The 12,386-nt window shown below is 70.5% G+C and carries 11 protein-coding genes; 8 read left to right on the top strand and 3 right to left on the bottom strand.

What is annotated here, in order from left to right:
* The first annotated feature begins 54 nt into the window (after positions 1 to 54).
* A complete protein-coding gene (locus ACWPXK_RS13690) occupies positions 55 to 438 on the top strand; it encodes a PPOX class F420-dependent oxidoreductase (RefSeq protein ID WP_454196491.1) in 384 nt (127 codons plus the stop codon).
* Positions 439 to 471: 33 nt separating this feature from the next.
* Here the strand turns inward: ACWPXK_RS13690 and ACWPXK_RS13685 are convergent, their stop codons facing one another.
* The gene (locus ACWPXK_RS13685; RefSeq protein ID WP_454197031.1) at positions 472 to 1,788 is read right to left on the bottom strand and encodes a metallopeptidase TldD-related protein; all 1,317 of its coding nucleotides are present in this window, start codon (positions 1,786 to 1,788) and stop codon (positions 472 to 474) included.
* Between the two features lie 68 nt (positions 1,789 to 1,856).
* A complete protein-coding gene (locus ACWPXK_RS13680) occupies positions 1,857 to 3,386 on the bottom strand; it encodes a TldD/PmbA family protein (RefSeq protein WP_454196490.1) in 1,530 nt (509 codons plus the stop codon).
* A gap of 479 nt (positions 3,387 to 3,865) precedes the next feature.
* Between ACWPXK_RS13680 and ACWPXK_RS13675 the strand changes: the two genes are divergently transcribed.
* The gene (locus tag ACWPXK_RS13675; protein WP_454196489.1) at positions 3,866 to 4,513 is read left to right on the top strand and encodes a TetR/AcrR family transcriptional regulator; all 648 of its coding nucleotides are present in this window, start codon (positions 3,866 to 3,868) and stop codon (positions 4,511 to 4,513) included.
* Here ACWPXK_RS13675 and ACWPXK_RS13670 read toward each other — a convergent pair whose 3' ends face one another.
* Positions 4,514 to 5,281: a TSUP family transporter gene (locus tag ACWPXK_RS13670; RefSeq protein WP_454196488.1), complete on the bottom strand. Its 768-nt coding sequence runs from the start codon at positions 5,279 to 5,281 to the stop codon at positions 4,514 to 4,516.
* 271 nt (positions 5,282 to 5,552) lie between these two features.
* Between ACWPXK_RS13670 and ACWPXK_RS13665 the strand changes: the two genes are divergently transcribed.
* From ACWPXK_RS13665 to lnt, 6 genes are all read left to right on the top strand, one after another.
* On the top strand, positions 5,553 to 6,725 hold the full coding sequence (locus ACWPXK_RS13665) for a sensor histidine kinase (protein WP_454196487.1): 1,173 nt from the start codon (positions 5,553 to 5,555) through the stop codon (positions 6,723 to 6,725).
* A gap of 143 nt (positions 6,726 to 6,868) precedes the next feature.
* Positions 6,869 to 7,528: a response regulator gene (locus ACWPXK_RS13660; RefSeq protein WP_454196486.1), complete on the top strand. Its 660-nt coding sequence runs from the start codon at positions 6,869 to 6,871 to the stop codon at positions 7,526 to 7,528.
* An 89-nt stretch (positions 7,529 to 7,617) separates the two neighbouring features.
* A complete protein-coding gene (locus ACWPXK_RS13655) occupies positions 7,618 to 8,100 on the top strand; it encodes an FxsA family protein (RefSeq protein ID WP_454196485.1) in 483 nt (160 codons plus the stop codon).
* Between the two features lie 57 nt (positions 8,101 to 8,157).
* Positions 8,158 to 8,412, top strand: a complete 255-nt coding sequence (locus ACWPXK_RS13650; protein ID WP_454196484.1) for a hypothetical protein — start codon at positions 8,158 to 8,160, stop codon at positions 8,410 to 8,412.
* Between the two features lie 40 nt (positions 8,413 to 8,452).
* Entirely contained in the window at positions 8,453 to 10,051 is a 1,599-nt protein-coding gene (locus ACWPXK_RS13645; RefSeq protein ID WP_454196483.1) for an amidohydrolase, read from the top strand.
* 489 nt (positions 10,052 to 10,540) lie between these two features.
* Positions 10,541 to 12,208: an apolipoprotein N-acyltransferase gene (gene lnt / locus ACWPXK_RS13640; protein WP_454197030.1), complete on the top strand. Its 1,668-nt coding sequence runs from the start codon at positions 10,541 to 10,543 to the stop codon at positions 12,206 to 12,208.
* Positions 12,209 to 12,386 lie beyond the last annotated feature (178 nt).

Genomic DNA, 12,386 nt, shown 5'->3' with positions numbered 1-12,386 from the left:
CAGCACGCGGCCGCGGCGCGCCGCAGTACGCGATCGACGGATACGCTGCCTGGCATGACGAATGCGCTGGGAGCCGTCGCCGCGGCCGACTACGTGCTGCTCACCACGTTCCGCAAGGACGGCACTCCGGTCGGCACCGCGGTGTGGGTGGTGTCCGAGAACGGCAAACTGTATGTCTGGACGGTGACCGACAGCTGGAAGGTCAAGCGGCTGCGCCGCAATCCCGCGGTCACCCTGCAGCCCTGTAGTGCGACAGGCAAACCGCACGGCGAGGTGGTCGAAGGGACCGCCCGAATCCTCGACGCCGAAGGCACGGAACGGGTGCGCAAACTTTTGCGGCGCAAGTACTGGCTCACCGGCCCGTTGATCATCCTCGGCAGCAACCTGCGCCGCGGCAAGTCCGGCACCATCGGCATCGAGATCACCCCTGCCGCCTGACCCGCCGCGGCGGACGACGCCACCGCGACGGTGTCAGGTCGCCTGGCTGACCGAGGACATGTGGAAGTCGGGAATGCGCAAGGGCGGCATGGCGGTCCGGGTGAACCAGTCCTTCCATTCACGCGGCAGCGTGGTCTCGGTGGCGCCTGCTTCGGTCACGCGCCGGAGCAGATCCAGCGGGCTCTCGTTGAACCGGAAATTGTTCACCGCGGCGGTGACCCGGCCGTCCTCCACGAGGTACACCCCGTCCCGGGTGAGGCCGGTGAGCAGCAGCGTCGCCGGATCGACCTCGCGGATGTACCACAGCGTCGTCAGCAGCAGACCGCGCTCGGTGCGGGCGATCATCTCATCGATGCTCGCGTCGGAACCGCCGGTCAGCAGCAGGTTCTCGCCGGGAACCGTGGCGCTGGCGCCGAATTCGGCGGCCGTGGCACGCGGGTAGATCAACGCGGAGATCACCCCGTCGCGCAGCCAGTCGACGCGCTCGGCGGGCATGCCGTTGTCGAACACCGACATCGACTCCGATGACGCGGTCGTCGCGACGAACGGCCGGTATTCCAAACCGGGCGCGTACGGGTCCGAGTAGAGGGTGAGCGGAATGTCGGTCAGGTGCTCGCCGATCCGAGTCCCGCCCGCCCGCGCGAACGCCGTGTGACCCTCCTGCGCGCCGCGGCCTTCCATCGACCAGGCCAGGTAGATCATCAAGTCGGCGACGGTGGACGGCGGCAGCAGGGTTTCGTAGCGGCCCGCGGGCAACTCGACCTTGCGCTTGGCCCAATCCAGGCGCCGGGAGAGCTCGGCGAGCAGGCCGGTCACGTCGACGTCGGTGAAGTCGGTGGTTCCCACCCCGACCCACGCGCTGGCCAGATCCGCGTCCGCGCCGCGTTTGCCGTTGATCTCCACCGAACCGGTGGGTTGCACGAAGCGGCGGCGGACACCGGTCGAGGTGCCCAGCCAGGTGGTGTGCATCTGGTGGTGGGCGAAACCGTAGAGGCGATCGGCGCTGTCGAAACCGGCGGCCAAGTCGTGCGCCAGATCGGCGAACACTTCGATTCCGGTGCTGCCCGCCGCGGCGGACCAGTCGTCGTCGACGGCGGCCAGCTCGAGCAGCGGCATGGCGTCCCTGGCCGGTTCGGCGGTGCGCGCGGCCTCCTCGCCTGCCCGCACCACCGCGGCGATGTCATCGGGGTCCACGCTGGTCGAGGCGACCGTGCCGACCCGCGCGAGCCTGGGCCCCTCCCGGAACACCGAGATCACCGCCCAGCTCCGCGATACCGATGAGCCGTTGGTGGTCATCGAGTTCCCGGCCCAGCGCAGCGAGGCCTCGTGCTCGTCACGGACGATCACCATCGTTTCGTCGGCGGTCGACAGCGCGAGCGCCCGCTCCACGGTCGCGCTCGCGGGGAACAGGTCGTCGGTCACTTGCCGGCCTCCGTCCGGGTGTTGAGAACGTTGATGCCGCGCACCAGGATCGACGGGCAGCCGTGGCTGACCGACGCGACCTGACCGGGCTGCGCTTTGCCGCAGTTGAACGCACCGCCCAGCTGCCAGGTCGACGGCCCGCCGACCGCCTCCATCGCACCCCAGAAATCGGTGGTGGTGGCCTGGTAGGCGACGTCGCGCAGCTGGCCGTCCAGCTTGCCGCCGCGGATGCGGAAGAACCGCTGACCGGTGAACTGGAAGTTGTAGCGCTGCATGTCGATCGACCACGACTTGTCGCCGACGATGTAGATGCCGTCGTCCACCCGGGAGATCAGCTCCTCGGTGCTGGTGTCGCGGTCGGGGTCGGGTTGCAGCGAGACATTGGCCATCCGCTGGATCGGCACGTGATGGGCCGAATCCGCGTACGAGCAGCCGTTGGACCGCTCCAGGCCCAGCCGCGGGGCGAACACCCGGTCCAGTTGATACCCGACCAGGATGCCGTCGCGCACCAGATCCCACCGCTGCCCGGCGACACCTTCGTCGTCGTAGCCGACACTGGCCAAGCCGTGCGCTTCGGTGCGGTCGCCGGTCACGTGCATGATCGGGGTTCCGTAGCGCAGCGTGCCCAATTTGTCCGGCGTGGCGAACGAGGTGCCCGCGTAGGCGGATTCGTAGCCGATGGCGCGGTCGTACTCGGTGGCGTGACCGATGGATTCGTGGATGGTCAGCCACAGGTTGGTCGGATCGATGACGAGGTCGGTCGGCCCGGCCTGCACGCTGGGGGCCTTCACCTTCTCGGCGAGCCACTCCGGGATCCGCGCGAGTTCGCCGTCCCAGTCCCAGATCCCGTCGGCGCCGGTGACGTACTCCCACCCGCGGCCCGCCGGTGCGGCCAGCGTGCGCATCGTCTCGAACACCCCCGCCGCGGAGTCCACCGTGATGGCTTCCAGACTCGGATGCAGGCGGACCCGCTGCTGGGTGATCGACGACCCGGCGGTGTCGGCGTAGAAAGTCTGCTCCTTGACCTGGAGCAGGCCCGCGGTGACGTGATCGACGCCGTCGGCGTGCGACAGCCGCTCCGAATAGTCCTGCAGCAGCGCGACCTTCTCGCCGGTCGGCACGGTGAACGGGTCGATGTCGTAGTCCGAGACCCAGCGCACGCCGGCGTAGCGTGGCTCGGCGGCGAGTTCGACGCGCTCCCGATTGAGCGCACGCAGCGTGGTGGCGACGGTGACCGCGGTGCGGGCCACCTCGGCGGCGACGCCGGGCGTGAGCGCGGCGTGCGACGCGAAACCCCAAGTGCCGTCCACGATCACGCGCACGGCGAAGCCGAGCTCGGTGCTGTCGGTGACGGCCTCCACACGTCCGTCGCGCAATCGGATCGACTGGGTGACCAACCGGTGCACCCGCAGGTCGGCGTGCTCGGCGCCGGCCGCCGTCGCCGCGGTGAGCGCGGCGTCGGCGAGCGCGGCCAGTGGCAGACCGAGGAACTCGGCGTCCACGTCTTTGGAAGTCGCGATGCTCACCCGACCAACATAATGGGCCAACCGGACGGCGTCGCACGCGCGGGACCGGCGAAGGCCGAGGCGGCTGCATAGAAGGAGGCGCAGCTGGACACAGTTTTCTACGCCCGCACGGGACCGAGCGAACGTCGCTGCATCAAGGGCGCAGCATGACATGACCCGCCCCGGGCCGAGCGAAAGCGAGACAGCCGCACGAATGGTGCAGCCCGACGAGGTCCGCCTGTAGCCGCCGCCGGGGCGAGCGAAATTACCTCCGCGTGGGCGGCGGAGAGCTTCCGCCTCACACGCGGAAAGTCGCCGGGACCCACGAGGCAGCCGCCTGGTCGGTGCCGCCGCGTATGCCGGATCGATTGCCGAGTACACCCTGTGCGGACCTGCATCGAGTGCCGAATTGCATGGAATGCGCGGTGGCGCAGAGCGAACGGCGCGCGCGACACCCACGCTTACCGCGTGTTGCCCGCCGGATGCCGTACTGTGCCCGCGTGCCGCCATCCGCTCTCCGTGACCGCAAGCGCGAACGTACCCGCCGAGCCATTCTCGAAGCCGCCGCCGAGCTGTTCGAGACCAGAGGCTACGAGGATACGACGGTGGCCGACATCGCCGCCGCGGCGGACGTCGGCACGCGCACGTTCTTCAACTACTTCGCCAGCAAAGAAGAGCTGCTCTTCCCGGAATCCGACGAGCGGGTGCGCGCCGCGGTGGCCGCGATCGCCAGCAGGCGCCCCGGAGAACGTCCGGTGGAGGTCTTGCTGCGCTCGTTGCGTGCCGCGGGCGACAACCCCGGCGAACACCTCATCGACGACCTTTCCGCCAGGATCGCGGCGCTGCGTGCCACGGTGTCGCGGACTGTGCCAGCTGTGAGCGGCCGCGCCGCACACGCCCAGCTCGTCGCGCAGCGCGAGATCGCCAGGCAGCTGCACGGCGCCTTCCCCGCCGAACTCGACGAGGTGGGCGCCGCCGCGCTGGTCGGCGCGGTCGTCGGCGCGGTGTCGGGTGCGTTGACCGTGTTGTTCCAGCATCCGGTCGCCGGTATCGAGGACGGCGAGCGCCTGCACCGCAGAATTCACGAGACGACCTCACGCGTCCTGGAACCCTGGCTGGCCACCCATCACGTCGAACCGGTGGGCTGATCAGCCGAACTGCTGCCAGCCCAACCGGATCACCATCGCGATCACCACCACCAGCAGCACGACGCGCACGAACTCGGCGCCCTTCCGCACCGCCATCCGCGAGCCGAGCACCGCGCCGAGCACGTTCCCCGCGGCCATCGCGGCACCGAGCGCCCAGAGGATGTGGCCGGTCGCCGCGAAGAAGATCAGCGCGCCGAGGTTGGAGCCGCAGTTGAGCACTTTGGCCATGGCCGCCGCCCGCACGAACTCGGTGCCGAGCAGGGTGGCGAAAGTGATGATCAGGAATGTTCCGGTGCCGGGTCCGAGCAGACCGTCGTAGAACCCGATCAATCCCGCGGCCAGCGCCACGGTGAGCACGACCTTGCGCCGCGTGGGCGGGTGAGTGGCCAGCGTGACGCCGATCGACGGACGCATCGTGACGAACACCGCGACACCGACCAGCACCACCATCACGATCGGGATGAACAGCTCGCGGTCGATCAGGGAGACCGCGGCGGCGCCGGCCGCGGCCGCCACCGCGGCGATCACCGCGGCGGGCACCAGCACCCGCCAGCGCATCGGCACCTTGCGCGCGAAGGTCGCCACCGCGGCGCTCGTCCCGGCCAGTGCGGCGAGCTTGTTGGTGCCGAGCGCGGTCTGCGGCGCGATGCCCGGCGCCACCACGAACAGCGTGGGCAGAATGATCAGCCCACCGCCGCCCACCACCGCGTCCACCCATCCCGCGGCCGTCGCCGCTGTCACCAGAACCGCCCAGTCACCGATCTCCACCCGGTCAGACAACCAGACCGCGGACTCGATTGCCGATCCGGCGGTGGCGTGCGGCCCGCAGCGTGGCCGGTTCGGGCCGCGCGGTGCACAGCGGTGTCGCAGGGGTCGAGGGTGCGGCAACTCTTCCGGCCGCGTTCCCGGCCGGTCGCGCAGTCAGTGGTCCCGCGACGTTGTCGAGCGCGATGTTTCTCGCCGGGCCCACGGGCACCCTGTGCACCCGTCGTCCGCCGCGCCGCGATGGGTGCGGGCGGGGCACACCTAGGCTGAACCCGTGCGTCGGTTCAGTCTGTGGCTTCGGGGTCAGCCCATCGTCGCCGACTCGGCGCTGGCGGCGACGCTTCTGCTGCTCGAGATCGTCAGCGTGGGCAACGCGCACAACAAGCTCGCGTATCTGGCCGTTGGCGTGCTGCTTCCGCTTCCGGTGGTGCTGCGCCGGGTGTACCCGCGGGCGATGGCGGTCGCCACGCTGGCGCTGTCGATGACCGCGTCGCTGGTGGGCTTCCTGACCGAGGAGGACGCCGACCACATCGCGCTGCTGTCCCAGGGCATCATCCTCTACACGCTGGTCGCCTACGTCGGGCGGCGCGAGGGACTGTGGTTCGGCCTCGGCCTCGGCGTGGACGTCGTGCTCTCGATCGTGGCGATCGACCGGCCGGCCGGGCCCGACATCGTCTTCACGGCCATGTTCTACGCGCTGAGCTGGACGCTCGCGGAGTTCATCGGCGCGCGGCACGCCTACGACGCCGAGGTCGCGGCGCGTCTGGCGGTCGCCGACGACAGCAAAGAGCGCCGCGCGCACGACGCCGTCTCGGCCGAACGCACCCGCATCGCCCGGGAACTGCACGACGTGGTGGCGCACGCGGTGAGCGTGATCATCGTGCAGGCCGACGGCGCGAAATACGCGCTGCGCCGCGACCCGGACGCGGCGGAGCAGGCGCTCACCACCATCGCGAGCACCGGCCGCGAAGCGCTGCGCGAACTGCGCAGAACCGTGGCCCTGCTGCGTACCGAGCACGCGCCCGACCAGCTGCCCCAGCACGGCACCGCAGGCCTGGCCAAGGTCGTGGAGATGATGCGCGGCACCGGCCTCGCCGTGGAGCTCGAGCTGACCGGCGAACTGGACGACATCGCGCCCGAGGTCAGTCTCGGCGTGCATCGCATCGTGCAGGAATCGCTGACCAACACGCTGCGGCACGCGGGCCCGCACCCGAAAGCGTGGGTGCGGGTGCGCCGCACCGACTCCGACGTGTTGATCGATGTCACCGACAGCGGCGGCGTGCCGCTGCACGAACCGGCCAGCCGCATCGAGGGCAGCGGGCTCGGGTTGGTCGGGATGCGCGAGCGGGTCGCCGTGCTGGGCGGCAGCCTGGACGCCGGCGCCGACGCCGACGGAGCCTGGCGGGTACACGCGAGCATCCCGCTGCGGCCCGGCCCTGCGGACTGAGCCGAGCTCCGTGCCGGTCGCCGCACGTGAATCGCTGCGCCGCAAAGGGATTCGGTCACGGATCCGAAGTCGGGGAGCGGCCGCCGGGATCGTCGCGCCGCAGGACGCCCGAGACGCGGATGCGCCCACGTTACATTGGGGGCGTGCCGATCACCGTTCTCGTAGTCGATGACCAGGAACTCATGCGTATGGGATTGAAGATGGTGCTCGGCGCGCACCCCGACATCGAAGTGATCGGCGAGGCGGCCAACGGCGCCGCCGCGATCGCCAGGGCGGCGGAGCTGCGACCCGACGTCGTGCTGATGGATGTGCGGATGCCGGTCGTCGACGGCGTCGCCGCCACCACCCGCATCGTGGAGGCCGGGCACGGCAGCCGGGTGCTCGTCATGACGACCTTCGACCTCGACGAGCACGCGCTCGGCGCGCTCCGCGCGGGAGCGAGCGGATTCCTTCTGAAGGACACCCCGCCGGAAGACCTCATCTCGGCCATCCGCAGCGTCGCGGCGGGTGACGCGGTGGTCTCGCCGAAGGTGACCAAGCGCCTGTTGGACCGTCTCATCGCGGAGAATCCGGCCCGCACCCGCGACCCGGGCGTGCTCGACGTGCTCACCGCCCGCGAACGCGAAGTGCTCGAGCAGATCGCGGCGGGCCGCTCCAACGCCGAGATCGCCGAGCAGCTGTACCTCTCCGAGGCCACGGTCAAGACGCACGTCGGCAGGGTGCTCACCAAACTCGGTCTGCGCGACCGGGTTCAGGCGGTCGTCCTGGCCTACGAGACAGGCCTGGTTCGCCCGGGCGGCTGACCAGGCCGATCTCAGTGTCTTATCAGGCGGCACGGGAGAAAAACGCGCATGCCGGACGTTGACCGGGTAGATCGTCCGAAGGGATCGCCATGGCCGCGTTGTTGTTCGTGCTGTACGTCGTCGTCGAAATCGCCGCGCTGGTCGCGGTCGGTCAGCTGATCGGCGTCCTGCCGACGATTCTGGTGCTGATCGCCGGATCGGCCGCGGGCATGCTGCTGGTCGGTTCGCAGGGCCGCCGGGTTTTCGAGCAGTTCCGGCGGGCCGGTCGCGGAGAGATCGCGCCTGGCACCGCCGTGGCCGACGGCGCGCTGGTCGCGGCGGGTGGTGTGCTGATGTTCGTGCCCGGCCTGGTCACCTCGCTGCTCGGTCTGCTCCTGCTGCTGCCCCCGACGCGGTTTCTGGTGCGTCCGCTGGTCACGGCGTTCGCGGCGCGACGGTTCGGCAGCATCGCCGCCGCGGCGCCCTATCGCGGTGTCGTCATCGACGGCGACGAGGTGATCGACGGTGTCGTGGTGCGGCAGTGGTACGACGACGGACAGGGCGACGCTCGCCGCGCGATCAGCCCGTCCTGAGCATGAAATCGCCGCCGCCCGGTTCCGTGTGGCGCGTCGACGGGCTATCGTGGCGCGATGGCCACCGAGCAACTCACCGTGACGGTGAGCGAGGAGCTGGCCGCTGCGGTGCGACGTGCGGCGGCCGCTGCGGGACAGTCGATTTCCGGATTCACGGCCGCGGCACTGCGGCTGGAGCTGATCGCCGTGGAGGCGGGCTGCCGGTCCACGGCGGCGGGCGGAACCGGCGGCGCGCCGCCGGAGTACGCGGAGGTGATGACGGTGCTGGCGCAGCAGGAGGATCTGGCGCGCCGCCCTGTACTGAACGGCTGACCGAAACCGCCGGTTCGGGCATACGGCAGACTGGTGCCCCGTGAGTACCCAGTTGCTGATCGGCGGTCGTTTCTACAGCGCCAGTTCACCCGACGCCACGGCCATGGCGGTGACCGACGGGACCGTGGTCTGGCTCGGTGCTGAGCAGCCAGGACGCGCGCTGCACCCGGAGGCCGAGATCGTCGACCTCGACGGCGCCTTCGTCGCGCCCGCGTTCGTCGATCCGCATGTGCACGTCACGGCACTCGGGCTGAAGCTGACCGGTCTCGACCTGTCGGGCGCGGAGTCGCTCGGACACTGCTTGCGGCTGCTGCGCACGTTCGCCGAGACACACCCCGACGGCGCGGTCCTGGGTGACGGCTGGGACGAGACCACCTGGCCGGAGGGCCGTCCGCCCAGCGTCGAGGAGATCGATGCGGCGGCGGGTGCCGGTCGCCACGTCTACCTCTCCCGCGTGGACGCGCACTCGGCCGTGGCGTCCTCGGCGCTGCTGGAGACGCTGCCCGAGCTGACCTCGACCGACGGGTTCACCCGCGGCGAGCCGGTGCGGGCCGCGGCCCACCATCTGGTGCGCACCGCCGCGCTCGCGAGTCTGTCCCGGGCGCAACGGGATCGGGCCCGCGCCGCGGCACTGGATCACGCCGCCGCGCGCGGGATAGTCGCGGTGCACGAATGCGCGGGCCCGGAGATCGCTGGGCGCGACGACCTTCGCGAACTGCTTCAATTCGACCACGGCGTGCAGGTCCGGGCGTATTGGGGGGAGGCGGTGCGCAGCGCCGAACAGGCACGCGCTCTGGTCGGGGAACTCGGCGTGCACGCGTTGGGCGGCGACCTGTTCGTAGACGGCTCTTTCGGGTCGCGCACCGCCTGGCTGCGCGCGCCCTACGCCGACGAGCCGGGTTGCGGCCGAAGCTATCTCGATGCGGAGGCGATCACCGAGCACGTCCGTGCCTGCACGGTGGCGGGTATCCAGGCCGGATTCCACGCGATCGGCGACGCCGCGATGGACGCGCTCGTCGCCGGTATCGACCGGGTCGTCGAGGAACTCGGCGGGCCCGCCGTCGCCGCGCTCGGGCACCGCGTCGAGCATGCCGAACTGGTCGATGCCGAGCACATCGCGAAACTCGCGCGCTGGGGCGTAATCGCCAGTGTGCAGCCGGGATTCGACGCCGCCTGGGGTGGGCCGGACGGCATGTACGCGGCGCGGCTCGGCGCCGACCGCGCCGCGACCCTGAACCCGTTCGCCGCCATGGCCGCCGCCGGTGTCGCCCTCGCGATCGGCTCGGACGCCCCGGTCACCGCCCTCGATCCGTGGGCGGCGGTGCGGGCCGCGGCCAACCATCGCACCCCGGGGTACGGGCTGTCGCCGCGCGCGGCCTTCGCCGCGGCGACGCGCGGCGCCTGGCGCGCCGGCGGGGTACGCGACGGTGTGGCGGGCACGCTGGTACCGGGTGCTCCCGCGTCCTACGCGATCTGGGATGCCGACGAACTCGTCGTCGCCGCTGCCGCCGACTCGGTCCAGCGCTGGTCCACCGACCCGCGGTCGCGCGTCCCTGGATTGCCTGCGCTGGAACATGATTCACCGCTGCCGACGTGCCTGCGCACCGTGCACCGGGGAGCGACGATCTATGCGGCATGATCCGGTCGGCGGCGAGCCGACGTCGGAACTCGCCGGTCGCCGGCTGGGCATTGCGGTGCGCGATGACGGGCGAGATGCGCGCGGACCCCGGCATCGTTCGACCGCTGGCTTACGTTGGCTTGCGCGCAGTGCTCGAACCGCCTCGGCGCAGCGGCTCGGGGCCTCGCATCCGCGTCCCGATTTCGAGAGGCAGTGGGAAATCGCAGGTGGTCGCGATCGCGCCCACCCAGGCGGTCGTACCACAGCTCAGTGGCAAGGATCCTCCGAGCGTCGGACGCCGGTCCAACCTGCCGAGAGGCGGGCGGCAGCCAGCGGCGACGCAGTGGATGTCGGCCGTGAAACGGCAGGCGCTGCGCACTGGGGGTCGTTCGGTGTGTGGCGGGCGTCGGTCGAGCGCTCTCCTATGCGGCGTACGTGCGCCGAGTGGCGGATAGCGGCCGAATGGCGGACGGTAGCCGGGTGATGGTGCGCGAGCGGGTAGCGGAATGGATGCGGTCGCTGTCGGCCGCGGTGCGCAGGCGTCCGGTGCCGGCGCGCTCAGGCGCGGCGATCCTCGCCGGACTGCTGCTGTTCGGCAGCTTTCCGCCCCGGCCGTGGTGGTTCCTCGCGCCGGTCGGCATCGCTGTGCTCACGCTGGTCGTCCGAAGCGCTGGGCGCCTGCGCGCGGGGTTCGCTTACGGATTCCTGGCCGGTCTTGCGTTCTTCGTTCCGTTGCTGCCGTGGACCGGCATCTACGTCGGGCCGGTGCCGTGGCTTGCGCTGTCCACCGCCTGCGCGGTCCACGTGGGCGTCTTCGGTCTGCTCGCCCGGCTCGTCGGCACGCTGCCCGGCTGGCCCCTGTGGGTGGCGCTGGCCTGGACGACCGCCGAGTGGGGTCGCTCCAGCTTCCCTTTCGGCGGGTTTCCCTGGGGCCGTTTGGCATTCGGCCAAGCCGACGGCTGGTTCCTGTCGCTGGCGGCGGTCGGTGGCGCACCGCTGGTCGGGTTCGCGGTGGCCCTCACCGGAACCGGCGCCGCGGCGCTGGTGTCCCTGCTGTGGTCGCGTCGTGCACCAGGGAGGGGCGACGTATCGGCCTCCGATGTCGAGCCAGGAACGTCCGCGATCGGTGCCAGGGCGACCCGGCTCGGGTATGCCGCGGCGGTGCTCACTGTGGCTGCCATGCCTGTCGCCGGACTGCTGCTCCGCTCCGCCTTGCCCGGCCCGGACTCGGGTGACCGAACGGTCACGGTCGCCGCGATCCAAGGAAGCGTGCCACGGCTCGGACTGGATTTCAACGAACAACGGCGCGCCGTCCTGGACAACCATGTGCGGCGCACCGAGGAATTGGCCGCGGACGTCGCGGCGGGCCGCGCACCGCGACCGGACGTGGTGATCTGGCCGGAGAACTCCTCGGACATCGATCCGCTGCGCAACGGCGACGCCGCCGCCTTGATCACCGCGGCCTCCGAGCGGATCGGCGCACCGATCCTGGTCGGCGCGGTGCTGGTCAATTCGGATCGGACGACCACCAACTCGGTGATGGTGTGGAACGGCGCGGCGGGCCCGGGGGAGCGGCACGACAAGAAGATCATCCAGCCCTTCGGCGAGTACCTGCCGATGCGCGGCTTCTTCCGGCTGTTCTCCGAATACGCCGACCGGGCAGGCTATTTCGTCCCCGGCCACGGCGACGGCGTGGTACAGGCCGCGGGTATCGACATCGGCGTCGCCACCTGCTATGAGGTGGCCTTCGACAGGTCGTTCGAAGACGCGATGCGCGCGGGCGCCGAGTTGCTCACCGTGCCCACCAACAACGCTACCTTCGGTGACAGCGAGATGACGTATCAGCAGCTGGCCATGTCGCGTATCCGTGCCGTCGAGCACGGCAGGGCGCTGGTCGTCGCGGCCACCTCGGGTGTCAGCGCGATTATCGCCGCCGATGGCAGCGTGCGGCAGGAAACGGCGCTGTTCGTGCCCGCCGCCTTGGTCGCGGAGCTTCCGCTCCGCGACGACAACACGCTTGCTACGCGAATTGGCCCGGCACCGGAGCGAGTTTTCGCTATTCTGACCGCTGCCGCCGTACTGGCCGCGATCATCCGGCGGCGATCCACGCGCGATGACAACTCCACCGACCACTCTGGCGTGACCACACGAACGGTAGTCCAACCGAACCGGAAATAACCGAACACTCGGTATGTTCTTGCCCCCAACTTGTCCCGAAAGTAATGGGACGGTGTTGCGTTGCGCGGCGTTAGCTCGATAACTCCACTGAGCGTCGGAGTAGCATTGGACGGTCTGGTGCGGTGCTGTTTCCTTTTGGCTCGACCTCATCGAGTCGCAATGTTTGCGGAAATGTAAC

The organism is Nocardia sp. Marseille-Q1738, from assembly GCF_965283145.1.
This window is presented reverse-complemented; position numbering and strand designations above follow the sequence as displayed.

What these genes read in the sequence shown, in the direction of transcription:
- ACWPXK_RS13690 (WP_454196491.1), top strand. Translation starts at nt 55, where the DNA reads ATGACGAATGCGCTGGGAGCCGTCGCCGCGGCCGACTACGTGCTGCTC.
- ACWPXK_RS13685 (WP_454197031.1), bottom strand. Translation starts at nt 1,788, where the DNA reads ATGGTGATCGTCCGTGACGAGCACGAGGCCTCGCTGCGCTGGGCCGGG.
- ACWPXK_RS13655 (WP_454196485.1), top strand. Translation starts at nt 7,618, where the DNA reads ATGGCCGCGTTGTTGTTCGTGCTGTACGTCGTCGTCGAAATCGCCGCG.
- ACWPXK_RS13650 (WP_454196484.1), top strand. Translation starts at nt 8,158, where the DNA reads ATGGCCACCGAGCAACTCACCGTGACGGTGAGCGAGGAGCTGGCCGCT.
- lnt (WP_454197030.1), top strand. Translation starts at nt 10,541, where the DNA reads ATGCGGTCGCTGTCGGCCGCGGTGCGCAGGCGTCCGGTGCCGGCGCGC.